The sequence below is a fragment of the Burkholderia sp. BCC1640 genome (genome assembly GCF_902833125.1).
Lineage (GTDB): Bacteria > Pseudomonadota > Gammaproteobacteria > Burkholderiales > Burkholderiaceae > Burkholderia > Burkholderia diffusa.
Map to the genome: position 1 here is coordinate 16,768 of NZ_CADFEF010000035.1, position 22,991 is coordinate 39,758.

Here is a 22,991-nt window from a genome sequence, read left to right on the forward strand (position 1 = left end):
CCGTCACGCCGTCCCCCTTTATCACGAGGAATCGCCATGTTCTCCACGTTCATCGCCCAATGGGAACGCGCGCACGCCGACGCGCTCCGGCTGTTCGGCAAGGTCGCCGCGCAGACGACCGGCACCGGCGGCACGTCCGGCGGCCCCGCGTGGCGCGCGTTCGCGCACACCGCGCTGCTCGCCGGCCACCGTTACTCCGACGCCTGCCAAGCCGCGATCGACGCGTCGTGGCGCGGCCAGCTCGAACGGTTCGCGCCCGGCAGTTCGGCCGCCGCGGTCAAGGAGCTGGCGGCGCTGAACGCCGATCTCGCGACACGCTTCACGCAGAGCCACCTGCAGCATGCGGGCGCGATGGCCGACGCGGCCGCGCAATACCTCGACGATCTCACCCGCACGCGCGGCCCCGCCGATGCCGCGATGGCGCTCGGCCGCTTCGCGGGCGACCTGCAGGCCCAGGCGCGCGCCCATGCGCTGCACGTCGCGTCGCTCGCGAACGGCGTCGCGCCCGCGCTTGCGCAGTGGGCCGACCGCACGCTGCGCGACGATCGCGGCACGTCCGATCAGGAGCAAACGTCATGAACATCAAGCTCCGCTTCATCAACCGCTCGAACGACTGCGGCAACAGTGAGGTCGTGCTGTTCCAGCGCGACGTGATCCCCGATCTCGACGCATTTTCGATCGCGTGGAAGGTGATCCGCTATTGCGGGCGCGACTGCTTCCATCCGTTCGACTACTCGACCGACATCGACGTCGCGCTCGGCGACGAGCACGGCAACTTCTCGCCGCGCGTCCCGGCGCCCGCCGGCGTGCGCTTCGTGGTCGACGCGCAGCCGACCGGACGCGGCCGGCTCGTGCCCGACCCGGCCGACGCGCCGGGCGGCGACATCGAGGTCGTCAACCGGTTGCCGCGCGGCGCCGTGAACGTCAACGCGTTCAGCGCGGGCCGGCTGATCGCGGTGAAGGAAGCGGTCGCGCCCGGCCAGAAGGCCGTGTTCCGCTTCACGCCGACGCTGTGGATCGGCGTGGCGTCGCAGATACAGGAAAGCCGCACGCTGCACGCGGCGGTGATGTCGAGCGCGAACACGCTTCTGCCGCTGGCGGGCGTCGCCGCGGCCGACATCGTGATGACGGGCGGCGGCGCCGGCACCGACGCGCAGCCGTTTGCGTTCGCGCTCGAACACATCGTGCGCGCGTAGCGCCGCCTGACACGGCTTGAACCGGCTTGACGGCACGGCTTCGCGGCCGGGCCGGCGGGAAAGGTGTGCGGCAGACCGACTGCCGTTTTTTTCAAACTCAAGGAGCAACGACGTGGATATCCAACTGAACCTGATCAACCGCTCGAACGACGCGAACAACTCGAGCGTCGTGATCTTCCAGAAGAACGTGGCGACCGACTTCGACGAACTCGCGATCGCGTGGAAGGTGATCCGCAATTGCGGCCAGGGCGACAACCATCCGTTCAAGTTCCCGATGACGATGAGCGTGAGCGCGAGCGACAGCTGGGGCAACTACATGCCGCAGCAGGTCGCCGCAAACGGCCAGGTGTTCCAGGTCGTGCGCTCCAGCTCGGGCGACGTGCTGCAGCTCGGCGGCGACCCGGGCGCGAGCTCCGAGGTGCAGGTGCGCAACGACCTGCCGGCCGGCGCGATCAACGCGACGATCTACAAGGACGGCAGCGCGCTCGCGCGCAAGACGTCCGTCGCGCCGGGCCAGAAGGCCGTGTTCCAGTTCAAGCCGACGATCTGGATCGGCGTCGCGTCGCAGATCGAACAGGGCGCGCTGATGAATTCCGCGGTGATCTCCGACATCAACACGGAACTGTCGCTGCTCGGCATCGCGAGCGCCGACATCGTGATGACCGGCGGCGGCCCCGGCCCGCGCTCGATGCCGTTCACGTTCCGGCTGGAAAACGTGGTGATGGCGTAACGGTCCGTGCGCCGGCGACGCACGGCCGGCGCCCCTTCAATCAGTTCTCCAAATCGAATAAAGGTGACTCATGGACATCAATCTCAACTTCGTCAACCTGTCGAACGACGTCAACAACAGCCAGATCGTGATCTTCCAGAAGAACGTGTCGACGGACTTCGACGAGCTCGCAATCGCGTGGAAGGTCATCACCAACTGCGGGCGCGGCGACAACCATCCGTTCGTGTTCCCGATGCTGACGACCGTCTCCGCGAGCGATGCCGACGGCAACTACATGCCGCAGAAGCGCGCGGACAACGGACAGGTTTTCAACGTGTCGCGTTCGACGTCAGGCAACGTGCTCGCGCTGGCCGGCCCGGCGCCGACGTCGCGCGAGATCCAGCTGCGCAACGACCTGAGCCAGGGGGCGATCACCGCGTCGGTCTTCAAGGACAACCGGCTGCTCGCGCACAAGACGGGCATCGTGCCGGGGCAGAAAGCGGTGTTCGAGTTCAAGCCGACGCTGTGGATCGGCACCGCGTCGCAGATCGAACAGGGCGCGGTGATGAACTCGGCCGTGCTGTCCGACATCAACACCGAACTGTCGCTGCTGGGGATCAAGAGCGCCGACATCGTGATGACGGGCGGCGGCGGCGGCACCACCGCGACCGCGTACCAGTTCCGGCTCGCGAACGTCGTGATGGGATAAGCCGCAAGCCACGCGTGCGCGACGGCGAACGGGCGGCACCCGTCACGTCGTCGCGCGACCGCGGTGCGTGAATCAGCTCGCGCGCCGCACGGGCGCCATCTTCGAGAAGTACTTCGCACCCGCGACGCAGCCGACGACCACGACCGTCACCGCGAGCATCGACGGCGGCACCGTCTCGTGCAGCAGCCCGGCCGCGAGCAGGAAACCGAAGAACGGCTGCAGCAACTGAAGCTGGCCGACGCCCGCGATCCCGCCGAGCGCCAAGCCGCGATACCAGAACACGAAGCCGATCAGCATGCTGAACAGCGACACGTACGCGAGCCCCCACAGCGCGGCGGCGTCGACGCCGTCGAACGTCGCGGGCCACGTAAACCACGCGAGCGGCAACATCACCGGCAGCGACAGCACGAGCGCCCACGAGATCACCTGCCAGCCACCGAGCTGACGCGACAGGCGCGCGCCTTCCGCATAGCCGAGCCCGCACGCGACGATCGCGGCCAGCATCAGCGCATCGCCCACCACCGACGCGCTTCCGCCGTTGCGCAGCGCGAACGCGGCCACCGCACCGCTGCCGACCAGCGAGAATATCCAGAACGGCAGCCGCGGCCGTTCGCCGCCACGCCAGACGCCGAACAGCGCGGTCGCGAGCGGCAGCAGCCCGACGAACACGATCGCATGCGCGGACGTCACGTGCTTGAGCGCGAGCGCCGTCAGCAACGGAAAACCGACCACGACCCCGAGCGCGACGACGACGAGCGACGCGGTCTCGGCACGCGTCGGCCGCTTCTGCTTCAGCGCGGCGAGCAGGATCAGGCCGAGCACGCCGGCGATCGTCGCGCGCGCGAACGTGAGGAACAACGGGTCGAGCCCCTGCACCGCGACGCGCGTCGCGGGCAGCGAGCCACTGAAGATGATCACGCCCAGCAGGCCGCTGAGCCATCCGTCGGTCGTCTTTTGCACGGGAAATCCTGATCGGAACAAGGTGGATGACCGATGATCCGCCGCCCGTGAAAAGCGCGTAAGCTACAGCCCAATACAATCCGGACAAACTGTACTGGACAACCGACCGTACAGTTCCCTCTCGCCATGAGCCGTTCCGTGCAAGCTCCTGCTCCGCCCGCGCCGTCGCGCACGCGCGTGGAAACCGTGATGGACACCCTGCGCGCACGGATCGCGAGCCGCACGCTGATGCCCGGCGCGCGCGTGCCGTCGATCCGCATGATGGCCGACGCACTGCACGTGTCGAAGTCGACCGTCGTCGACGCATACGAGCGGCTCGCGAGCGAAGGCGTGCTCGTCGCGCGGCGCGGCTCCGGCTTCTACGTGTCGGGCCACGCGCCGCCGCTCGCGCTCGCCGAACTCGGCCCGCGCCTCGATCGCGAACTCGATCCGCTGTGGCTGTCGCGCCAGGCGCTCGAGGCGGCGCCGAACTCGGTGAAGCCGGGCTGCGGCTGGCTGCCGTCGTCGTGGCTGCCGGACGAGAGCCTGCGACGGGCGCTACGCGCGGCGTCGCGCGACGAACCCGACGCGCTGACCGACTACGCGACGCCGCTCGGGCTGCCCGCGTTGCGCCAGCAGCTGGCGTGGCGGCTCGCGCAGCACGGCGTCCGTGCGGAGCCCACGCAGATCATGCTGACCGACGGCGGCACGCACGCGCTCGATCTCGTCTGCCGGCTGCTGCTGGAGCCGGGCGACACCGTCGTGCTCGACGATCCGTGCTACTTCAACTTCCAGGCGCTGCTGCGCGCACATCGCGCGCGGATCGTCAGCGTGCCGTTCACGCCCAACGGCCCCGATCTCGCACGCTTCGAGCAGGTGCTCGCCGAGCATCGGCCGCGCCTGTACATCACCAACGCGGCGCTGCACAACCCGACCGGCGCGACGCTCGCGCCGCCGGTCGCGCACCGGCTGTTGACGCTGGCGGCCGAGCACGGCCTGCTGATCGTCGAGGACGACATCTTCGCGGATTTCGAGAGCACGCCCGCGCCGCGCCTTGCGGCATTCGACGGGCTGTCGCGCGTCGTGTCGATCGGCAGCTTCTCGAAGACGCTGTCGGCCGCGATCCGCTGCGGCTATGTCGCCGCGCGCCCCGAATGGATCGACGCGCTCGTCGACCTGAAGCTCGCGACGTCGTTCGGCAACGCGCAGATCGGCGCGAACGTCGTGCACCGGCTGCTGGTCGACGGCACCTACCGGCGCCATCTCGACGGACTGCGTGCGCAGCTGGCCGATGCGATGGGCGAAACGATCCGGCGGCTCGCGCGTGCCGGGCTCGGGATCTGGACCGAACCGCGCGGCGGCCTGTTCGTCTGGGCGGAACTGCCCGACGGGCTCGATGCCGCGCGCGTGGCGCGTCATGCACTCGACCACGATGTGGTGCTCGCGCCCGGCAACGTGTTCAGCGCGTCGCACGGCGCGACGTCGTTCATGCGCTTCAACGTGTCGCGCTGCAAGGGGCCGGCGGTATTCGATGCGCTGGCGCGGGCGATGGACGCGACGCGTGCGGCGGAACGCAGCGACCGCACACTGGCCGGCGACCGATGACCATCGAAGGCGGCGGGACGCACGAACGCCCCGCCGCCACCGTCACACTTCCGCCGCGTGCGCCCTCGCCCGCACCTCCGCGAACGTCGTATCGACCAGCATTCTCCCCGTATCGAACACCGTTTCGAGCGCATCGTCCCACTCGCCTTCCAGCGCGCGATCGTCCCACGCGACCGGCAGCGTCACCGTCCGGTATTCTCCCGTGCGCCGATTGCGCAGCAACGTGAGGCGCCCCCTCTTCGAGCGCTTGCCCGGATCGGTGACCGGATCCTTGCTCACGTCGTGCCACACGCCGTCGCGCCGGATCGCCGAGCACTTCATCGCGAAGCGCTGCGTATCGCGATTGACTTGCTGCAGCAGCGCACCGCCCATCCCGAACACGACGTTGCCGGCCGCATAGCCCGCGTCGTCGAGCGCGGCGAGAATCGCGTCGATCGACAGCTCGTCGACGCCGTCGCCCTGGATCACGCGCACGTGGTTCAGCACGCGCCGTCCCTTGCCGTTCAAGGACGAACCGAACGATGCGTCGAGCGCGCGCACGGTCTGCAGCACGATCGCCACGGGGTCGCCCGAATCGGGACGCACGACCAGCGTCGCGCCCGAATCGATCACGGCTTGCCGAAGCGCGCCGCCCCACATCTCGAGCGCGGCGAACAGATCGTAGGAGTCCGACACGACCGATACGATCGCGCCGGGCAGACCGAAGCGAGCGATCATGTTTCGATACGCATCGGCTTCGTGCTCACGCCCCCACGACGTGATCGTGCTGTGCTCGGCCGCCGCCACCGAATACGCGGCCATCGGCTCGCGATAGAAGCGGTTCGCGGCCAGCACGCCGAGCACCGTGTCCGAACCCATGAAGCTCACGAGATGCGCCGCACCGCCGATCGCGGCCGATTCCGCGCTCGATACGCCGCGCGCGCCGAAGTCGTGCAGCTTGAACGGCAACTGCGCGAGATCGTCGTCGGTCTTCTCGAGAAAGCGTCGGATCGTCTGCCGCAGGTGCCAGCTGCGCGTCGCGACCGTCATCGGGTACCACACGCGCAGCAGCATCGTCTCCAGATACGACGCGAGCCAGAACACCTTCGGGTCGTCGCATTCGACGGTCATCAGCACGTTGTGCACGGGCACGATCGAACCTTCGGGTACCGCGCGAATCTTCACGGGCAGGTAACCGTCGTAATGCTCGACGATATGGCGCCAGCCGTCCTCGTTGAACGGCTCGCCATGCACCGCGAAGAAATCGCGGGCGTCGTCGATCATCGCGTGCGTGACGGGCCGGCACAGATATTCCTTCAGCAGCATCTGCAAGCCGAAGAACAGCGTGCGGTCGTAGCGGCCGCCGCGCGACTCGACGTACGAGAACATCGCCTGCGCGTCGGGCGGATATTGCAGGAAGTGGGAAGCCTTGTACGAATCCGTGTTGAGGATCGGATTGGCGAGAACCGCGGCAAGGCCGCCGGGATCGTTTTGCATGGCTAGAGCTCCTCTAGGCCGTTGAAGTGCCGCCGCGTCTGTCGCGGCGGACCGGAATCCGGGGAATCAGCGCGTCACAGCTTCCCCAGGAAGTGATACGCGATCTCGAAGTGATCCTCGAACATCACGTTGCGCATCTGCGCGAATTCGTTGAGTGGCACCCAGCGCGCCTTGTCGGCGTCGTCGCTGCCCTTCACGCGCGGCAGCTCGCCGGTCGGGAAGTTGAACAGGCACGCGTGCGTGATCGTGCGGCCACGCAGTGAGCGGGCCGGATGATCGAACACCTGGCGATCCTTGATCGAGCCGCGCAGCACGGGCTCCGGCAGCTTCAGGCCGGTTTCCTCGCGCAATTCGCGGATGCACGCCGCGTCGAGCCGTTCGTCCTGGTTCACGAAGCCGCCCGGCAACGCCCACAGGCCGCGCCCCGGTTCGCTGCGCCGACGCACGAGCAGGATATGGCCGGAGTGCACGACCACCGCATCGACCGTCACGAACGTGACCGGATACGGTGCGGCCGACCAAGCCTTGCGATACGCGGCGATGAATTCGGCTTCGGCCTTCAACTGCGCGAATTGCGGCTGCGTGCGGAAATGTTCGAGCCAGCCGAACACGGGTTCCGGCACCGCCCATTGCACGAAGCTGTTGGTGCGTTCGGCGAAATACTGGTCGCGGATTTCGGTGGCGGAAATGTCTTCGGTCGCATCGACGTCGAGGAGCTCCCATTGCGGGAACATCCGGAGGTAATACGACGTGGCGTCCTTTTCGTGGCCGATCAGCCCGACCTTGTGATGCGCGACGTCGCCGAGCGCGGCGGCCACGGCATCCTGCACCCAGCGCACCCAGTCGCCGTCGTTGTACGTCGAATCCTGCACGGGCGCGACCGTCACGCGATCGCGCTCGGACGGCTCGAGCAGCGAAGCCAGCATCTGGCAGCGCTCGTCGAACGAAAACGGATCCTTGATGGTGCGGGGCTTGTCGGTCGACCCGATCAGCACGCACACGCGCTCGGCCCGGCTCAGTGCCGACTTCAGCACGTTCAGGTGACCACGATGCGGGGGCTGGAAACGACCAATGAAAACGAGCGCGTCGAAGCGCCGGTTCTGTTGCGTACTCATGAGGCTCCCTCAAGAGATTGAAACGCTTCGGGTCTTTCCCGAAGGCATGGAATCGATCGTAGGGGAATTCCCGGAGAAGGTCAATCGAGCACGCGCTCGACTTGACGAAGTCTGACGAAACGCGCGGCGCCGGCGCGGTACACTCGATTTCATCCCAATCCGCGCCGTGGCGCCCGCCATCCATCATGAGGATCTCAGTCAGCCGGATCGTCGGCGTCGATCGCAGACGCCTCTTCACGTGGTCGCAGGACTACGCGCGGCGGCTCGTGTGGGACAGCTTCCTCGCCGATGCGTATCTGCTCGACGGGATGACGGCCGACGTCGGCGTCGACGCGTTCTGCCGCAGCCAGTCGGGCGCGACGATGGTGTCGCGCTACATCTCGTACCGTCCGCCGCAGGTCGCGGCCATCGAAATGGTCGACGGGCCGAAAGTGCTCGAACGCTTCAGCGGCAGCTGGAATTTCACGGAGCGCACGCCGGGCACGACCGAAGTGAAGTTCACGTACCAGTTCCGCGCGCAGCCGTCCTGGCTGCGCTGGCTGCTCGAACCGCTGATCGGCGCGTTCTATCTCGTGCACACGCGCCGGCGTCTCGACTCGTTCAAGCGCTGGGCCGAAGCCGAAGCGTTGCCGCACTGAGCGTCGCTCATGCGACGCCGCGCGCCACCTGCTGCCGAACCTGTGCATGCGTGCCGAGCGCGGCGGCGATCGCATCGACCGCATCGGCCGCGCGCGCGGCGCCGCACATGAATGCGTCGACGGCCGCGAAGCCGTGCTCGGGCCACGTATGAATCGTGATGTGCGATTCCGCGAGCAGCACGACACCCGTGACGCCGTGCTCGCCGCCGAAATGATGGAAATGTGCGCCGATCACGTGCGCGCCGGCCTGACGCGCGGCGTTCGTGAGAATCGTCTCGAGCCGCGCGGCGTCGCGCAGCAGCGCCGCGTCGATGCCGGCGAGATCGGCCAGCACGTGCGAGCCGAGCATCGCACGCGGCGCGGCGAGACCGTCGCGCGCCGTCATTTGTGCGACCCGTACGACGAGTAGCCGCTGCGCGCCGACGAACTGCCCCACCCGCCGCCGCCCGAGCCGCTGCCGCCGAGCGACGCGCAGCTGAACAACGTGACGACGATCAGCCCGTAAAGTCCGTAGAGGATGTAGCGCATTACGCGTTGCCCCCGTCCGACGCGAAACTCTTCCACAGCCATTCAGGCAGCCACAGCACGAGCAGGCCGATCAGCACGTAGACGGAGCGGCCGCTGAACGAGAACAGCGAACCCATGTTGAAGATCACGAGAATCGCGCTGAACACGAGCGGCAGCGGCGCGAAGCTGTGCGGGTGCTTCGCGCCGAACAGGCCGGTCGACTGCCCGGCGGAACCCGTTGCGGACGCAACCGCCTCCTTCGCGAGCGCCGGCGTGGCGAAGCGTTCGGCCAGCGCGCTGGCCGACAACGGCTGCGCGCGCGACCAGACGATTTCCGCGGCGCTGCGCTCACGCGTGAGCTTGTCCTTCTGCCAGCCATAGTCGACGATCGACGTGCGGTCGCCCACCTGCACCCGCCAGTTGAACGCGCCCACCACGTACACGACTTCCGAGTCGTACGTCTCGCGCAGCCGGTAGGTCTTGCCGCCGTCGGTCACGTCGGATTCGCCGCCGATCGTCGGCCAGCGATCGAGCACCTGCACGCGCTCCCAGCGCCCTTCACTCTGCACGAGCCACAGGAAGCCGCGCTTCGGATTCAGCAGCAGGTATTCGTCCCACGTCTCGTCGTCGTCCGGCACGCGGCAACGCATCATGCCGATCACCGTGTACTTCACGCCGTCGAACGTGCCGATCGCGCCGAGTTCCAGCGCGCCCTTCACGGCATCGAGCTTGCGCTGTGCGGCGAACACGGTCTGCTGCTCGGCCGTGCACTGCACGCCCGCGTGACAGCTGCCGCACACGACGTAATCGGCCACGTCCGGCACATAAGACAGCGGCGCGCCGCAGCTCGGGCACGCGAACGGCACCATCTCCGCACCGCGTTTCTCCCGCGTATCGGTTTCGGTATCGCGCAGCCCCGTGAACGCGAGCGCGTCGAACTCCAGTGCCTCGCCCGTATAGACGGCGGGGCTCCCGCCGTTCGCATCGGCGTCGGAATAGTCGAAGGTCGCGAACGCGTTGCCGGTGCGCAGGTCGACGACGCGCGCTTCCCAGCCCGCATCGACGCGGAACGGCAACTCGCCGTCGCCGCCCGTGCAGCGCGCGGTGCGCACGTCGGACACGAGAAACGCGCGGCCGCCGTGATCGATCCGCATGCCCGGTTCCAGCGTGCCGAACGCAGGCCACGCGCCGCCGGATGCGTCGTCGGGCTCGCGCACCGTGACCGCATACTGGCCCGATGCATCCGACAGCCAGCCGAACGCGCCGTCGTCGAACACGACGTACCACTCGCTCCACGCGCCGGCGTCGTAGGTCATCTGGAGGCGGCCGAGCACCGTGAACGCCCGCTTGCCGTAGCGCCCGGCCGTGCCGATCTGGATCGGCGACGCGTCGTCGAGCACCGTGGCGAGCTCACCGATGCGTTCGACGTCGGCACCGCGCTTGAGCAGCGTGCTGCGACAGAACGCGCAGACGGCCATCACCGCCGCCGCCGAGCGAAACTCGACCGGCGCGCCGCACTGGGGGCACGAAGTGCTGAACATGCGCGACGCTTACCGGGTGAGCTTCGCGAGGATTTCCGCCTTCGCGCGCGAATAGTCCTCTTCGGTCACGAGGCCCTTGTCGAGCAATGCCTTCAGCTGTTCGAGGCGTTGCACGTAATCGGTTCCTTCGGCCGGTGCGGCCGGCTGCGCGGCAGCCACCGGTGCCGCGACGGGCGCGGGCGGTGCGGACGGCGCCGGTTGCGCGGCGCCCGCGATCTGACCGGCCATCGCCTGCCCGATCGCCGCGCCGGCCGCGAGCCCCGCGCCGACGCCCGCGATGCCGCCCGGGTTCTGCGCGGCCAGCGGGATCGCCTGTGCCGTCTGGTATTGCGTCGCGCGGGCGAGATCGCCGGCCATCCCCGCGCCGATCCGCAGGTCGAGCGCCTTCTGCAACTCGGCCGGCAGCGACACGCTTTCGACCGCGAACGCATCGAGCGCGAGGCCGTAGCGCGTAAACACCGGGACCAGCGCCTCGGCGACGCGTTGCGACAGCAGCGTCTGGTTCGCGGCCATGTCGACGAACGGCACGTCGGCCGAGCCGAACGTGGTACTCATCGCGGTGACGACCAGGTTGCGCAGCTGCTGCTCGAGATCGTCGACCGTGTACTGCGCGCGCGTGCCGCTCACCTCGCGGTGGAACGCGGCCGCGTCGACGATCCGGTACGAGTAGATGCCGAACGCGCGCAGCTGCACGAAGCCGAATTCGCGATCGCGGATCGTCACCGGCTGCGCGGTGCCCCAGCGCCGACCGAGCTGCAGCCGCGTGCTGAAGAAGTAGACGTCCGACTTGAAAGGCGACTGAAAGAATTTGTCCCAGTTCTTCAGGTACGTGAGCACCGGCAGCGTGCGCGTTTCCAGCTTGTACAGGCCGGGCTGGAACACGTCGGCGACCTTGCCTTCGTTGACGAAGATCGCGACCTGCGTTTCGCGCACGGTCAGCTGGCCGCCGTACTGGATCTCCTGGTCTTCCATCGGATAGCGCCAGGCGAGCACGCCGTCGGTGTCTTCCGTCCATTGCAGGACGTCGATGAACTGCTTGCGGATAAACGAACCCAGACTCATGTCGGTCTCCTCGAGCGCGTGGCGCGTCAGGTCAGGCAGGCGGCATTGATGATGCCGACGACGAGCGACGCGGTGCCCATCAGGCCGCCCATCGCGATGTTGCGATCCTCGATCGCATGATTCATGCCGGGAATCAGGCGCGTCAGCACCGCATAGGTGGCGAGCTGCACGGCCATCGCGCCGACGGCCCACAGCACGACTTCGCCGAGCGTCGAGTTGTGCGCGATGCTGGAGGCGAGCGTCAGGCAGAAGCCGATCAGCGCGCCGCCGAACGACAGCGTCGCGGCCGCGTTGCCGTCGCGGATCAGTGCCAGTTCGTCGAACGGCGTGACCTTCAGGTACACTGCCGCGAACACGAAAAGCAGCACGAACGCCGACAGCAAATGAACCGCATAAAGATAGGCACTATTCATTCTTTTCCTCGGATTTTGTGCTCGGTTCGCCGCCCCCTCGCCGGCCGGCCCATGGCGGGCCGCCCCACGAAAATCCGCGCCAGTATATCCACATTGACGAGCCCTGCACAACGGACGCGCCATGCTGCATAAGCGCGCGCTCGTCCTGTCGATCCTCGTGCTCGCGTCGTGCGGGCTCGGCTACGAACTGATCAGCAGCGCGCTGTCGAGCTACCTGCTCGGCGATTCGATCCTGCAATTCTCGTCGGTGATCGGCTGCTACCTGTTCGCGATGGGGATCGGCTCGTGGCTCGCGAAGTTCGTCGAGGACGACGACGTGCTCGATCGCTTCGTCGACATCGAGCTGCTCGTCGGTCTGCTCGGCGGCGTATCGGCCGCACTCCTGTTCGCGGTGTTCGCGTGGCTCGCCGCGCCGTTCCGCGCGGCGCTCTATGCGCTCGTGCTCGCGCTCGGCCTGCTGATCGGGATGGAGATCCCGCTCGTGATGCGCGCGTTCCAGCAGCGCCGCCAGGCGTTTCGCCATACCGTCAGCGAGGTGCTGACCTTCGACTATCTCGGCTCGCTCGCCGTGTCGCTGATCTTCCCGCTCGTGCTCGCGCCGCGTCTCGGCCTGCTGCGCACGAGCTTTCTGTTCGGGTTACTGAACGCATTCGTCGCGCTGTGGACCACGCACCTGTTCCGCGACGAGATCCGCAACGTGCGCGGCAAGCTGATGCGCGCGTCGCTCGTGATCGGGCTGCTCGTCGCCGGCTTCGCGCTGTCGGACCGCATCACGCACTGGGCCGAGCACGGCGTATACGGCGACGAGACAATCTATTCGGAAACGACGCCGTACCAGCGCATCGTGCTCACGCAATGGCACGACGACATGCGGCTGTACCTGAACGGCAACCTGCAGTTCTCGTCGCGCGACGAGCATCGTTATCACGAGGCGCTGATCCATCCGACGATCGAGGCGCTGCCGTGGGCGAAACGCGTGCTCGTGCTCGGCGGCGGCGACGGCCTCGCGGTGCGCGAACTGCTCAAGCACCGCAACCTCGAACGGATCACGCTCGTCGATCTCGACCCCGCGATGACGAAGCTGTTCTCGACCTCCGCGCCGCTCGTGAAGCTGAACCAGGGCGCGCTGAAGGACCCGCGCGTGCAGGTGATCAACGACGACGCGGTGCGCTGGCTCGAATCGAACGCCGACGTGTACGACGCGATCGTCGTCGACTTCCCCGATCCGACCAACTTCGGGCTCGGCCGGTTGTATTCGGTGCCGGTGTTCCGGCTGCTCGCACGTCACCTGTCGGAAAACGGCTATGCGGTGATCCAGTCGACGTCGCCGTACTTCGCGCCGCACGCATACTGGACAATCATCGCGACGCTGCACGAAGCCGGGCTCAACACGTGGCCGTATCACTGCTACGTGCCCTCGTTCGGCGACTGGGGCTTCGTGATCGCGGGCAAGCGCCACGACTTCACCGTGCCGACGCGCTATTCGGTGCCGACGCGCTGGCTCGACGCGCAGACGGCCGCCGAGATGTTCCATTTCCCGGCCGACATGCCGGCGCTGCCGATGTCGCCGAACGAACTCAACGACCAGCCGCTCGTGCGACGCTTCGACGACGACTGGAAGCACGTGCTGCGCTGATGGATCGCCGCACGTTCCTCGTCGCGTCCGCGGCCGCATCGCTTGCCGCGTGCGGGCGCACCGGCTGGATCGAGACGACGCCGCGCGTCGGCTACCCCGGCATGCGCGAAGGTCACGCGCTGCGCGATCACGCGGCGCTGCCGCCGCCGTCCGGCACGATCGAGACCGACGTCGCGATCCTCGGCGCGGGCGCGGCCGGCCTGTCATGCGCGTGGCAGCTCGCGCGCGCCGGTCATGCGCGCTTCGTCGTGCTCGCCGGCCCAGAATTCGGCGGCAACGCGGCCGGCGGCCGCTTCGGCGAGCTCGGTTATCCGAAAGGCGCGCACTACCTGCCGCTGCCGTCGCTCGAATCCGCGCATCTGCGCGACATGCTCGCCGATCTCGGCGTGATCGAATCGGCACCGTTCTCCGCGCATCCCGCATACGACGAACGCGCGCTCGTGCACGCGCCCGACGAGCGGCTGTTCATCGCCGGCCAGTGGCAGGACGGCATCGTGCCGACGACCGGCCTCGACGCCGCCGCGCTCGCGCAGCAAACGCGCTTCTTCGCGTACACCGACGGTTTGCGCACCGCGCGCGGCGCGGACGGCCGCAAGGTGTTCTGCATCCCGATCGCCGAATCGTCGCGCGACCCGCGCTGGCGCGCGCTCGACCGGCGTTCGTTCAAACAGTGGCTGCTCGACGAGGGCTACACCGCGAGCGCGCTGCACTGGTACCTGAACTACTGCTGCCGCGACGACTACGGCGCGGGCTACGAGCGCGTGTCCGCATGGGCCGGTCTGCACTACTTCGCATCGCGCGGCGGTCACGCGAGCGATGCGGGCGACGGCGCGGTGCTGACCTGGCCCGACGGACTCCACACGATGGTGACGAAGCTGAGCGACTCGATCACCGCGCGCACCGGCTCGAACGCGTGGTCGCGGGACGGGTTCGCCGTTCGCGCGACCGAACGAAACGGCGGCGTCGACGTGCTGTGCGCACGCTTCGCCGACGACGGTACGCTGACGACGTTCATGCTGAAGGCGCGGCGCGTCGTCAGCGCGATGCCGCTGTTCGTCGCGGCGCGCGTGTTCCCGCAGCTTCACGCATACGGCTTCGATCCCAAGCGCGACCTGCCGCCGCGCGCGCCGTGGCTCGTGTCCAACTTCCTGCTCGACGGGATGCCGGCCGAGGAAGCCGGCGTGCCGCTCGCATGGGACAACGTCGTCTACGAAGGCGCGGGGCTCGGCTATGTCGTGTCGACGCACCAGCTGATCAGGATGTCGCCGCCGACGCGTTCGGTGTTCTCCGCCTACCAGGCGCTGAGCACGCGCTCGCCGGACGACACGCGTCGCTGGCTCGCGCAGGCAAAGCCCGATGCGCTGCGCGAGCAGGCGGCGATCGACCTCCAGGCTGTCTACGGACGCGAGCTGTGGAAACATGCGACCGCGCTCGAGATCACCGTGCGCGGCCACGCGATGGCGACGCCCGACGTCGGATTCCTGAGCCGTCCGGGACTGCTCGCGCTGCGCGAGGCAGACGGCCCCGTCGTGTTCGCGCATGCGGACCTGTCCGGGCTGTCGCTGTTCGAGGAAGCGTCGTACTGGGGCATGCTCGCCGCCCGGCGCGTGCTCGCCTGATCGCCGGCGCGCGACGCCGTGCGGCAGCGGTCATTTCGTCATTGCGGCGCCGCCCGCAACCGCTATAATCCCGCGACATTCCGACTGCATTGAGCAGGCCGACGGTGCGCGCCATACGACGCGCCGCATGTCCTCCTCGACAACAACAATGACAAACCGAACCGTTCGACGCCTTCGCCCGTTCGTGCGCGCCGCCGCGCGCCTGCTCGCGTGCGCGCCGCTGCTGGGCGTGCCGCCGGCGCTGCATGCGGCCGATGCCGCAAGCCCGGATGCGCAGCCGGCCTCCGGCCGCTACGTCGTCGTCGACACCGGCCATACGCCGGCCCACCCGGGCGCCACCGGCGCCAGCGGCCGCGTCGAATACCGATACAACCTCGACCTGTCCACCGCCGTCGCGGAGAAGCTCGCCGCGCACGGCGATCGCGTACTGCGCACGTCGGCCGACGGCCGCGAGATCGCGCTCGATCAACGCTCGACGCAGGCCCCCGACGCGAACCTGTTCGTGTCGATCCATCACGATTCGATGCAACAGCAGTTCATCGACGCGGGCCGGCAGCGCGAATTCCGCGGTTTCGCCGTGTTCGTGTCGGAGCGCAATCCGCACTACGCGGAAAGCCTGCGTTGCGCGAAGGCGATCGCCGAGCGGCTGATCGCAACCGGCGAACGACCATCGCTGTATCACGCGCAGCCGATCAAGGGCGAGAACCGTCCGCTGATCGATCCGCAACTCGGCATCCACCGCTTCGACGATCTCGTCGTGCTGCGCACCGCGCCGATTCCGGCCGTGCTGGTCGAGGCCGGCGTGATCGTCAATCCCGACGAGGAAAAGCGGCTCGCGCAGCGCGAGACGATCCAGCGCCTCGCCACCGCGATCGCGGGCGGGATCGACGTGTGTACGGTGGCCAGGTAAAGATAACGCCCGTTGGTTTCAACGGTTTTCACCCAGTGAGGAGGAGTGCCATGAAAAAGAAGAATCTGCTCGTATCCTGCGCGCTGCTTGCGCTCGCCGTTCCGTTCGCCGCGCATGCGGCCGGATGCGGTAAACCGCGCAGCGCGTTCGATCAGGTGTACTGCAGCAGCAACGAGTTCTCGCAGCTCGACCGCGAGCTGAACGACGAGTACGGCCGCGTGCGCAAGCAGTTGAGCGGCGACCAGCAGGCGAAGCTGAAGACGGGTCAGCTCGCGTGGATGAAGCAGCGCGACGACCGTTGCAGCGAAACGCGCGACGACGGCTATCTCGTGAATCTGCAATGCGCGATCGACTACACGCAGTCGCGCCTGTCGTTTCTGCGCGAGCGCGAACGTGAGTGCTCGAGCACGGGGTGCGTGACGGCGAAGCTCGGGGAGTAAGAGCTGACCGGGTGCCGCGCCGTGAGTCGATTCGCGGCGCGGTACCTTCTTTCGTGCACCGGGCATCGGTGGGTATCGCTGTGGGTCCTCGTCGAAAATCGTCGGGCGAAGGCATTCTACGAACGCGAAGGTTTCGTCGCGGAGCGCGACGCCAAGACGTTCGAGATCGACGGTGTGCCGATCGAAGAGATCCGCTATTGGCGTGCGCTTCCTTAGTCACGCCCTCGGTTCATTTCCCGTCGGGTTTGCCGCCGCCCCGCGGCGAAGTCACGCGTCACACCGTCACAGAAACCACCGATACTCCCGCGCCCCGATCTCGTTGCGAAAATCCAGCTCCTCCTGCCGCTTGTTCTCGCAATACACCATCACGAATTCACTGCCGAGCCCTTCACGCACGGCCGCGTGATCCTGCATCGCCGCGACGGCGGAGAGCATCTCCTTCGGAAAATCGATCCCGCTGCCGCGATCGTCGTTGAGCGGCGCGATCGGCTCGATCCGCGCGTCGAGCCCGTGCTCCATCCCGCTGAGGATCGCCGCGAGCACGAGGTACGGATTCGCGTCCGCGCTCGCGAGCCGATGCTCGATCCGCAGATTGCGCGCATCCGATTCCGGAATCCGGATGCACGCATCGCGATCCTCGAAGCCCCAGCTGGCACGGCTCGCCGCGTTCACCATCGATCCATAGCGCCGGAACGCATTGTGATTCGGCGCGAACACCGGCATGCAGTGCGGCAGCAGCTCGAGGCAGCCGGCCACCGCATGCCGCAGCGGCCGCTGCCCGTCCGCGGCGAGCAGGTTGCGGCCCGCGTCGTCGTACAGGCTCACGTGCACGTGCATCCCGCTGCCCGGCGCATGCAGATACGGCTTGCCCATGAAGCTCGCGCGATAGCCGTGCTGCAACGCGACGCCGCGCGTGCTGCGACAGAACAGCGCCGACCAATCGGCCGCGCGCAACGCGTCGTCGGTGTGACCGAAGTTGATCTCGAACTGGCCTGGCCCGAGCTCGGCCGTGATCACCGTCGCGTCGACGCCCTGCTCGCACGCGGCCTCGACCATCTCGTGCAGCACGTCGGAAAACCGCGACAGGCGCTCGATGTGCATGTTCGGCTGATCGTCGCGATCGTCGCTCAGGCGATCGCGCGGATACTGGGGCATCCCGTCCGCGAGCTGCGCGGCGAACAGATAGAACTCGAGCTCGAACGCGACGACCGGCCGGATACCGCGTGCCGCGAACCGCCGCAGCACGCGCGCCAGCACCTCGCGCGGCTCGAACTCGATCGGCGCATCCGTGCCGTCGGAGCTGATCAGCATCTGCGCGAGCGGCTGCCGCTCCCAGCGCACCGGCTTCAGCGTGCCGGGAATCAGGCGACGCGGCGCATCCGGGTCGCCGTCGTTGAAACAGTAGTCGCCGATCTTGTAGAGACCGCCCTGCGTGCCGAGCAGCACGCAGTTCTGCGGCAGCTTCAGCAGCGAACCCGACGCGACCTTCTCGAGCGCATCGATCGGATAGCGCTTGCCGTAGAAATGGCCCGGCAGGTCGAGACAGATCAGGTCGACATAACGGATCTCGGGATGCGCCTGCCGGAATGCGCGGATTTCATCGACCAGCACGGGAACGACGTCAGCCATGTCTCATCCTTTCCATGTCTTGTATGGCGGTGCCGCGGCGCGGCGAACCGGACTCATCGGCATGCGGCACGTCACATGCCTGCTATCGATCAGTACTGCAAACTGGCAGCACAGCGCGACGACCCGTCGGGCCGCCGTCCGACAACCTCAGGTGAACACCCAGATCACGCGTGCCGGCGCATCGCTCAGGTTCGCGTAACGAAACCGCTTGTGCGCGGGAAGCTGAAATGCGTCGTTCGGGCCGAGCGTGACGGGCGTGTCGTCGCCGTCGATCCATATCGTCAGCTCGCCTTCGAGCACGAAGCCGCCCTGCTCGTCGCTGTCGTCGACGGAGCGCTCGCCGCTGCTCGCGCCGGGCGCGAGATGGCTCTCCAGGATCGAGAAGCGCGAACGCATGTTCGGCGACACGAGGATGTCCGTGATGCCGGCCGCGTAATACACGGTGCGCCGCTCGTCGGGCCGCGTGACCCACGGCACGCTGCGCGGTTTGCTGAGGCTGTAGAAATACGTGGTCGGCACGCCGAGCGCCTCGCCGATCGCGGTGAGATCCGCGACCGTCGGACGCGACAGCCCGCGCTCGACCTGCGACAGAAAGCCGACCGAGCGACCGATCCGTTCCGCGAGATCGTTGAGCGTGACCTTGCGATGCTTGCGCAGATCGCGGATCAGGATCGCCAGACTTTCTATCTCTTCCTGTTCGTTCATGGTGGATTCCGGTGCGTCAGACGGTATCGCGCAAACGGTACCAGGCCTTGCCGATCGCTTCCAGCGGCGCGGCGAGACGATCGCCGCCGGGGAAGCGCGGGTTGCGGATGCGCTGGTACTGCGCGAGCAGGCGATCGTCGCCGAGCACGGCATCGGCGACCGCGCGCGCACCGGCAAGCGTCGGCAACACACCATGCCCCGAGAAGCCCTGCAGCCAGAAGCGCTGGCCGCGACGGCCGATGTCCGGCGTGCGTCGCATGCTGATGTCGATGTGGCCGCCCCACGCGTAGTCGAGCGGTACGCCGGCCAGTTGCGGGAACACGCGCTCGAGGTGCGGGCGCGTCGCGGCCGCGATGTCAGCCGGAATCCCGCCGAGATACGTGCAGCCACCACCGAACAGCAAACGGTTGTCGGGGCTCAGGCGGAAGTAGTCGGGCACGAACTGGTTGTCGATCACGCAACTGTTCCGCGGCAGCAGCGAGCGTGCGACGTGCGGCGCGAGCGGCGCGGTCGCGACCTGGTAGGTGCCGACCGGCAGCAACCGGCGCGACAGTTCGCGATCGAGCCGGTCGACATACGCATTGCACGCGAGCACCAGCACGTCCGCGCGCACCTCGCCGCGCGCGGTGCGGGCAACGTGACCGCCCGCGGTCTCGCGACAGTCGAGCACGCGGCTTTGCTCGAAGATGCGGCCGCCGGCCCGTTCGATCGTCTGCGCGAGACCGAGCGCGAGCTTCAGCGGATTCAGATGGCCGGCCTCGGGATCGTGGAGCGCGGCAAGATAGCGCGCACTGCCGATCCACTCGGGCATCTCGTCCGGCCCGATCACGCGCAGCCGGTCGTAGCCCCAGCGCTGCGCGGCCTCGTCGCGGGCCTGCGCGAGCATCGCGACGCGACGCGGCCGCACCGCGGCCCACAGGCTGCCGGGCCGGTAGTCGATGTCGAAGCCGTGCCGCGCGGGCAGTTCGCGCACTTCGGCCGCGGCCCAGCGCATGCTGTCCCACAGCACGCGCGCGCCGTCGCGGCCGAGCGAATCCTCGAGCGGCTGCATGTCGCACGACCAGCCGAGCAGTGCCTGCCCGCCGTTGCGGCCCGATGCGGCCCACGCGACGCGGCTCGCCTCGAGCACGACCACGCGCTTGCCCGCAAGCGCGAGGCGCAACGCCGTATGCAGCCCGCTGAAGCCCGCGCCGACGACCAGCACGTCGGCGTCGACGCGTTCGTCCAGTTCGGGCCGCCGCGGAATCGGCGCCGGGTAAGTGCCGGCGTAGTAGCTTGCGACGTGACGGTCGGACTGCACGAACATGCGGACTCCCGTGAAATTCTCGCCTGATAATTTCATGAAAAATTAGCACGGCAATTTCACGAGAGCAAGCGGGAGAATGAGGGCACGTCTTGTGGTCCGACGAACTATAGTTGGGCGCTTTTCAGGGGGGGCGGTGCGATTTGTCAATTCGCAGGAGTGCTCCTGCGAGCCATGTAGTAGCGCTTTGGAAATGTCGCGTTCTACTCGCGATGCAGCGTTTCGAGCACGGCGGATGACGGTCGCTGGCAAGCGCCATGGCCCTTCGACTGCAGCCCGGGCATCATGCCGACGACAAAGTCGATGAACGCTCTCACCTTGGCCGGCACGTGATTCCGACTGGGGTAGTAGACATAAAGCGGGAACGTCTCGTCGCGCCAGTCCGTCAGGATCGGCTCCAGCGTGCCGGCACGCAGGTGCGCGTCGATTCCGAGGTCAATCAGCTGAGCGATCCCGAAGCCTGCAACGCACGCGCCGATTTTGGTTCCCGCATCCGTGACGGTCAGATTCCCGTTGACAGCCACTTTCACTTTCTCGTTGTCGCGCCAGAATTCCCAGTCGAAGGGCCGACCGGTAGCCGGATCGATGGCCAGGATGCATTCATGGCCGTCATCGACCAGATCCTGCGGCGACCTCGGCCGACCGCGTTGCTCCAGGTAGGACGGCGCGGCCACCGTCAGGACCCGCGGGCTATACAACCTGCGACAGACCAACGTGGAAACGGATGGCGTCCCGAATCGTATGGCGAGATCGAATCCGTCGCTTACCAGGTCTGGCACGTCGTTCCGGGTTTCCAGCTTTAGATGAAGCGCAGGGTAATCCTTCATGAACTGGGCCAGCTCCGGCGCCAGCACCAGGCGAGCGAACGCCGCGTCGCACGCCACACGGAGCGTTCCGTTGACGAGCGAGGTCTGGCCGGAGGCTTCGGCGGTTGCCTCTTCGATTCCCTGGAGCAACGGCCGCACCTTTGACAGCAGCTCGTGGCCAGCGTCCGTCACTTCGACGTGCCGGCTGGTGCGATGCACGAGCTTCGCGTGCAGGCGGTCCTCCAGTCGCTGAATGGCGCGACTGACTGCAGGCTGAGTCCTGCCCAGACGAGATGCGGCACGGCCAAAGCTCCCGGATTCGGCGATGGCCGCGAGGACGAGCAAGCCGCTGACAAGTCCTCCGTCGAGGTCTTCCATGATCCATGAGTTCCTGTAATGACAGCGATAACCGGGCCGCCGTAGCCGAGCCGAGGACGATCGCTCACTATACGAGCCGTTCACTATCGAGGAAAGCCAGTCATGACCCAGACCCAAGCCGTCGTCGCGTTGATCGAGGATTACTTCAATCTGGCTTACGAGCCGAAGAGCCGTGACTTCAACAAGGTCTTTCATCCGAGCTGCCTGATTCAGTGGCTGGATGAAGGCCGGCTGCGCACCCTGTCGTCGTCGGAGTACGAGGCGCTCGTCAACGGGAGGCCGAGCCCCCGGTCAACCGGCGCACCAAGAGACGAGGCGATCCTCTCCATGGAGCACATCTCGGACGGCCTTTCAGCGGCCACGGTGCGAGTGCGGATCGGAAGCAGGCTGTTCAACGATCACTTCGTCATACACAAGGTGGACGGCAGTTGGCTGATCGCCACCAAGGCGTCTGCCATCGTGCGTACGTTCGACTGAAACGCAGAGCTGCAAATGCGCATCAGTGTCCTGATTCATTCCGGCGCGACTCAATCGGTGAAAGATCGCCGGCGGAACCATGCCGACGAACCGGGTCATAAAACATTCCGCTGTAGTTGTTGAAGTTTCGTAGCTTCTGCTGATGAAGCCCCTTCGTGCGCTAATCGCGTCCGGTTAATCCGCTAATGCGGTGCGACGGAGATCAAGCTAGGACCGATCGGCCGCGCCCGCTGCGCACCCGACACGCTGCACGCGCGCCCCGCTTTGCGCCGCCGCGATCCTGCATTACCATCGTGCGTCCACCGCGCGTAGCCGCGCGCTCCGCCACCTCTGCGCTCCCGCACCGATGCTCGCCCTCATCATCATCGCCGGCCTGTGGGCCGGCCTGCAAAACGCCCTCGCGGGAGGCGGCTCGTTCGTCACGCTGCCCGCGCTGATCGTGTCGGGGATGTCGCCGCTCGCGGCGAACATCACGTCGACGGTCGCGCTGTTCCCCGGCCAGGTCACGACGGGCTGGGCGAGCCGGAACATGGTGCGCGGCGCGGGCAAGCTGCCCTTTCGCGCGCTGTTCGCGATCAGCGTGGTCGGCGGCGCGCTCGGCGGCCTGCTGCTGCTGAAAACCCCGTCGTCGATCTTCTCGCACCTCGTGCCGTGGCTCGTGCTGTTCGCGACGGTCGTGTTTGCATGGGGCAGTTTCTTCCGCAAGCCCGGCGCCGACACGCAGCATATCGGCCCCGTCACCGCCGCGATCTCGCAATTCCTGATCGCGATCTACGGCGGCTACTTCGGCGGAGGCATCGGATTCCTGATGATGGCCGCGCTGACGATGGCGGGCCTGTCGCCGCGTCACGCGATGTCGACGAAGAATGCGCTCGCGGGCGTGATGAACGCGTCGGCGGTCGTGCTGTTCCTGACCTCGCCGCACCTGCACTGGCGCGAGGCCCTCGCGCTCGGCGGCGGCGCGATCGTCGGCGGCCTGCTCGGTGCGTGGGCGCTGCACCGCGTGAACGAACGCGTGCTGCGGATCGCGATCGTCTGCATCGGCGCCGCGCTGACCGTCGGGCTGTTCGCCAAGCCGATCTGACGAACGCGCAATCGACGGGCAAGCGTCCGTGCGGCGAGCGACGGCGGAGTGACGCGCCCACCTCGATGTCGCGGGCGTTTCGGGGCGACTTGCG

At 67.5% G+C, this 22,991-nt stretch carries 24 protein-coding genes and 1 pseudogene; 13 read left to right on the forward strand and 12 right to left on the reverse strand.

Annotated elements, in window-relative coordinates; translation table 11 throughout:
- Positions 1-36: 36 nt before the first annotated feature.
- From HWX25_RS28445 to HWX25_RS28460, 4 genes are all read left to right on the forward strand, one after another.
- Complete coding sequence (locus HWX25_RS28445; protein ID WP_175911768.1) at positions 37-579, forward strand: hypothetical protein; 543 nt, start codon at positions 37-39, stop codon at positions 577-579.
- On the forward strand, positions 576-1,196 hold the full coding sequence (locus HWX25_RS28450; RefSeq protein ID WP_175911771.1) for a hypothetical protein: 621 nt from the start codon (positions 576-578) through the stop codon (positions 1,194-1,196). The genes HWX25_RS28445 and HWX25_RS28450 overlap by 4 nt, the downstream gene beginning before the upstream one ends.
- Before the next feature lie 112 nt (positions 1,197-1,308).
- On the forward strand, positions 1,309-1,926 hold the full coding sequence (locus HWX25_RS28455; protein WP_059526829.1) for a hypothetical protein: 618 nt from the start codon (positions 1,309-1,311) through the stop codon (positions 1,924-1,926).
- A 70-nt stretch (positions 1,927-1,996) separates the two neighbouring features.
- Entirely contained in the window at positions 1,997-2,614 is a 618-nt protein-coding gene (locus tag HWX25_RS28460) for a hypothetical protein (protein ID WP_059600109.1), read from the forward strand.
- Positions 2,615-2,686: 72 nt separating this feature from the next.
- Here HWX25_RS28460 and HWX25_RS28465 read toward each other — a convergent pair whose 3' ends face one another.
- Positions 2,687-3,574, reverse strand: coding sequence for a DMT family transporter (locus HWX25_RS28465; protein ID WP_175911773.1), 888 nt, complete (start codon positions 3,572-3,574; stop codon positions 2,687-2,689).
- Between the two features lie 126 nt (positions 3,575-3,700).
- Here HWX25_RS28465 and HWX25_RS28470 point away from each other — a divergent pair, with 126 nt between their 5' ends.
- Positions 3,701-5,158 (forward strand): PLP-dependent aminotransferase family protein, encoded by a 1,458-nt coding sequence (locus tag HWX25_RS28470; RefSeq protein ID WP_175911775.1) that lies wholly within the window; start codon positions 3,701-3,703, stop codon positions 5,156-5,158.
- Positions 5,159-5,200: 42 nt separating this feature from the next.
- On the opposite strand, the gene HWX25_RS28475 is transcribed toward HWX25_RS28470, so the two are convergent.
- Both HWX25_RS28475 and HWX25_RS28480 read right to left on the reverse strand, forming a co-directional pair.
- Positions 5,201-6,634 (reverse strand): nicotinate phosphoribosyltransferase, encoded by a 1,434-nt coding sequence (locus HWX25_RS28475; protein WP_175911777.1) that lies wholly within the window; start codon positions 6,632-6,634, stop codon positions 5,201-5,203.
- A gap of 74 nt (positions 6,635-6,708) precedes the next feature.
- Positions 6,709-7,749 carry a bifunctional nicotinamide-nucleotide adenylyltransferase/Nudix hydroxylase gene (locus HWX25_RS28480; RefSeq protein WP_175911779.1) on the reverse strand — a complete coding sequence of 347 codons (1,041 nt, stop codon included), beginning with the start codon at positions 7,747-7,749 and terminating at the stop codon, positions 6,709-6,711.
- 185 nt (positions 7,750-7,934) lie between these two features.
- Between HWX25_RS28480 and HWX25_RS28485 the strand changes: the two genes are divergently transcribed.
- Positions 7,935-8,387, forward strand: a complete 453-nt coding sequence (locus HWX25_RS28485) for an SRPBCC family protein (RefSeq protein WP_059692120.1) — start codon at positions 7,935-7,937, stop codon at positions 8,385-8,387.
- A 7-nt stretch (positions 8,388-8,394) separates the two neighbouring features.
- On the opposite strand, the gene speD is transcribed toward HWX25_RS28485, so the two are convergent.
- From speD to HWX25_RS28510, 5 genes are read right to left on the reverse strand one after another with little or no spacing between them, the layout of a single operon-like run.
- Complete coding sequence (gene speD / locus HWX25_RS28490; RefSeq protein ID WP_059819438.1) at positions 8,395-8,772, reverse strand: adenosylmethionine decarboxylase; 378 nt, start codon at positions 8,770-8,772, stop codon at positions 8,395-8,397.
- Positions 8,769-8,915: a hypothetical protein gene (locus HWX25_RS28495; protein WP_175911781.1), complete on the reverse strand. Its 147-nt coding sequence runs from the start codon at positions 8,913-8,915 to the stop codon at positions 8,769-8,771. Before HWX25_RS28495 ends, speD begins: the two co-directional genes overlap by 4 nt.
- On the reverse strand, positions 8,915-10,435 hold the full coding sequence (locus tag HWX25_RS28500) for a DUF4178 domain-containing protein (protein WP_175911783.1): 1,521 nt from the start codon (positions 10,433-10,435) through the stop codon (positions 8,915-8,917). The genes HWX25_RS28495 and HWX25_RS28500 overlap by 1 nt, the downstream gene beginning before the upstream one ends.
- Before the next feature lie 9 nt (positions 10,436-10,444).
- A complete protein-coding gene (locus HWX25_RS28505) occupies positions 10,445-11,497 on the reverse strand; it encodes an SPFH domain-containing protein (protein ID WP_175911785.1) in 1,053 nt (350 codons plus the stop codon).
- Positions 11,498-11,523: 26 nt separating this feature from the next.
- Complete coding sequence (locus HWX25_RS28510; protein WP_059819440.1) at positions 11,524-11,910, reverse strand: DUF350 domain-containing protein; 387 nt, start codon at positions 11,908-11,910, stop codon at positions 11,524-11,526.
- A 121-nt stretch (positions 11,911-12,031) separates the two neighbouring features.
- On the opposite strand from HWX25_RS28510, the gene HWX25_RS28515 reads away from it, so the two are divergent.
- The 5 genes and pseudogenes from HWX25_RS28515 to HWX25_RS28535 form a co-directional block, all read left to right on the forward strand.
- Positions 12,032-13,546: a polyamine aminopropyltransferase gene (locus tag HWX25_RS28515; RefSeq protein ID WP_175911787.1), complete on the forward strand. Its 1,515-nt coding sequence runs from the start codon at positions 12,032-12,034 to the stop codon at positions 13,544-13,546.
- Positions 13,546-15,165 (forward strand): FAD-dependent oxidoreductase, encoded by a 1,620-nt coding sequence (locus HWX25_RS28520; protein WP_175911789.1) that lies wholly within the window; start codon positions 13,546-13,548, stop codon positions 15,163-15,165. Before HWX25_RS28515 ends, HWX25_RS28520 begins: the two co-directional genes overlap by 1 nt.
- Before the next feature lie 148 nt (positions 15,166-15,313).
- On the forward strand, positions 15,314-16,075 hold the full coding sequence (locus tag HWX25_RS28525; RefSeq protein ID WP_175911791.1) for an N-acetylmuramoyl-L-alanine amidase: 762 nt from the start codon (positions 15,314-15,316) through the stop codon (positions 16,073-16,075).
- Between the two features lie 50 nt (positions 16,076-16,125).
- Positions 16,126-16,515 (forward strand): lysozyme inhibitor LprI family protein, encoded by a 390-nt coding sequence (locus HWX25_RS28530; protein WP_059819444.1) that lies wholly within the window; start codon positions 16,126-16,128, stop codon positions 16,513-16,515.
- A gap of 60 nt (positions 16,516-16,575) precedes the next feature.
- Positions 16,576-16,731 (forward strand): annotated as a pseudogene (locus HWX25_RS28535) (GNAT family N-acetyltransferase); the annotation flags it as partial.
- A gap of 66 nt (positions 16,732-16,797) precedes the next feature.
- Here HWX25_RS28535 and HWX25_RS28540 read toward each other — a convergent pair.
- The 4 genes from HWX25_RS28540 to HWX25_RS28555 form a co-directional block, all read right to left on the reverse strand.
- Positions 16,798-18,144: a glutamine synthetase family protein gene (locus HWX25_RS28540; protein WP_059819446.1), complete on the reverse strand. Its 1,347-nt coding sequence runs from the start codon at positions 18,142-18,144 to the stop codon at positions 16,798-16,800.
- Positions 18,145-18,291: 147 nt separating this feature from the next.
- The gene (locus HWX25_RS28545) at positions 18,292-18,849 is read right to left on the reverse strand and encodes an XRE family transcriptional regulator (RefSeq protein ID WP_059819447.1); all 558 of its coding nucleotides are present in this window, start codon (positions 18,847-18,849) and stop codon (positions 18,292-18,294) included.
- A gap of 16 nt (positions 18,850-18,865) precedes the next feature.
- Positions 18,866-20,155 carry an FAD-binding oxidoreductase gene (locus HWX25_RS28550; RefSeq protein WP_175911793.1) on the reverse strand — a complete coding sequence of 430 codons (1,290 nt, stop codon included), beginning with the start codon at positions 20,153-20,155 and terminating at the stop codon, positions 18,866-18,868.
- 200 nt (positions 20,156-20,355) lie between these two features.
- Positions 20,356-21,336, reverse strand: a complete 981-nt coding sequence (locus HWX25_RS28555; RefSeq protein WP_059819449.1) for a LysR family transcriptional regulator — start codon at positions 21,334-21,336, stop codon at positions 20,356-20,358.
- A gap of 102 nt (positions 21,337-21,438) precedes the next feature.
- On the opposite strand from HWX25_RS28555, the gene HWX25_RS28560 reads away from it, so the two are divergent.
- Positions 21,439-21,813 (forward strand): nuclear transport factor 2 family protein, encoded by a 375-nt coding sequence (locus HWX25_RS28560; RefSeq protein WP_059819450.1) that lies wholly within the window; start codon positions 21,439-21,441, stop codon positions 21,811-21,813.
- A 346-nt stretch (positions 21,814-22,159) separates the two neighbouring features.
- Positions 22,160-22,897, forward strand: a complete 738-nt coding sequence (locus HWX25_RS28565) for a sulfite exporter TauE/SafE family protein (protein ID WP_175911795.1) — start codon at positions 22,160-22,162, stop codon at positions 22,895-22,897.
- Positions 22,898-22,991 lie beyond the last annotated feature (94 nt).

Bases quoted from the DNA above. Each gene is read 5' to 3' on its own strand.
- HWX25_RS28445 (WP_175911768.1), top strand. From the start codon at position 37: ATGTTCTCCACGTTCATCGCCCAATGGGAACGCGCGCACGCCGACGCG.
- HWX25_RS28450 (WP_175911771.1), top strand. From the start codon at position 576: ATGAACATCAAGCTCCGCTTCATCAACCGCTCGAACGACTGCGGCAAC.
- HWX25_RS28460 (WP_059600109.1), top strand. From the start codon at position 1,997: ATGGACATCAATCTCAACTTCGTCAACCTGTCGAACGACGTCAACAAC.
- HWX25_RS28470 (WP_175911775.1), top strand. From the start codon at position 3,701: ATGAGCCGTTCCGTGCAAGCTCCTGCTCCGCCCGCGCCGTCGCGCACG.
- HWX25_RS28475 (WP_175911777.1), bottom strand. From the start codon at position 6,634: ATGCAAAACGATCCCGGCGGCCTTGCCGCGGTTCTCGCCAATCCGATC.
- HWX25_RS28480 (WP_175911779.1), bottom strand. From the start codon at position 7,749: ATGAGTACGCAACAGAACCGGCGCTTCGACGCGCTCGTTTTCATTGGT.
- HWX25_RS28485 (WP_059692120.1), top strand. From the start codon at position 7,935: ATGAGGATCTCAGTCAGCCGGATCGTCGGCGTCGATCGCAGACGCCTC.
- speD (WP_059819438.1), bottom strand. From the start codon at position 8,772: ATGACGGCGCGCGACGGTCTCGCCGCGCCGCGTGCGATGCTCGGCTCG.
- HWX25_RS28495 (WP_175911781.1), bottom strand. From the start codon at position 8,915: ATGCGCTACATCCTCTACGGACTTTACGGGCTGATCGTCGTCACGTTG.
- HWX25_RS28500 (WP_175911783.1), bottom strand. From the start codon at position 10,435: ATGTTCAGCACTTCGTGCCCCCAGTGCGGCGCGCCGGTCGAGTTTCGC.
- HWX25_RS28505 (WP_175911785.1), bottom strand. From the start codon at position 11,497: ATGAGTCTGGGTTCGTTTATCCGCAAGCAGTTCATCGACGTCCTGCAA.
- HWX25_RS28510 (WP_059819440.1), bottom strand. From the start codon at position 11,910: ATGAATAGTGCCTATCTTTATGCGGTTCATTTGCTGTCGGCGTTCGTG.
- HWX25_RS28515 (WP_175911787.1), top strand. From the start codon at position 12,032: ATGCTGCATAAGCGCGCGCTCGTCCTGTCGATCCTCGTGCTCGCGTCG.
- HWX25_RS28520 (WP_175911789.1), top strand. From the start codon at position 13,546: ATGGATCGCCGCACGTTCCTCGTCGCGTCCGCGGCCGCATCGCTTGCC.
- HWX25_RS28525 (WP_175911791.1), top strand. From the start codon at position 15,314: ATGACAAACCGAACCGTTCGACGCCTTCGCCCGTTCGTGCGCGCCGCC.
- HWX25_RS28530 (WP_059819444.1), top strand. From the start codon at position 16,126: ATGAAAAAGAAGAATCTGCTCGTATCCTGCGCGCTGCTTGCGCTCGCC.
- HWX25_RS28540 (WP_059819446.1), bottom strand. From the start codon at position 18,144: ATGGCTGACGTCGTTCCCGTGCTGGTCGATGAAATCCGCGCATTCCGG.
- HWX25_RS28545 (WP_059819447.1), bottom strand. From the start codon at position 18,849: ATGAACGAACAGGAAGAGATAGAAAGTCTGGCGATCCTGATCCGCGAT.
- HWX25_RS28550 (WP_175911793.1), bottom strand. From the start codon at position 20,155: ATGTTCGTGCAGTCCGACCGTCACGTCGCAAGCTACTACGCCGGCACT.
- HWX25_RS28555 (WP_059819449.1), bottom strand. From the start codon at position 21,336: ATGGAAGACCTCGACGGAGGACTTGTCAGCGGCTTGCTCGTCCTCGCG.
- HWX25_RS28560 (WP_059819450.1), top strand. From the start codon at position 21,439: ATGACCCAGACCCAAGCCGTCGTCGCGTTGATCGAGGATTACTTCAAT.
- HWX25_RS28565 (WP_175911795.1), top strand. From the start codon at position 22,160: ATGCTCGCCCTCATCATCATCGCCGGCCTGTGGGCCGGCCTGCAAAAC.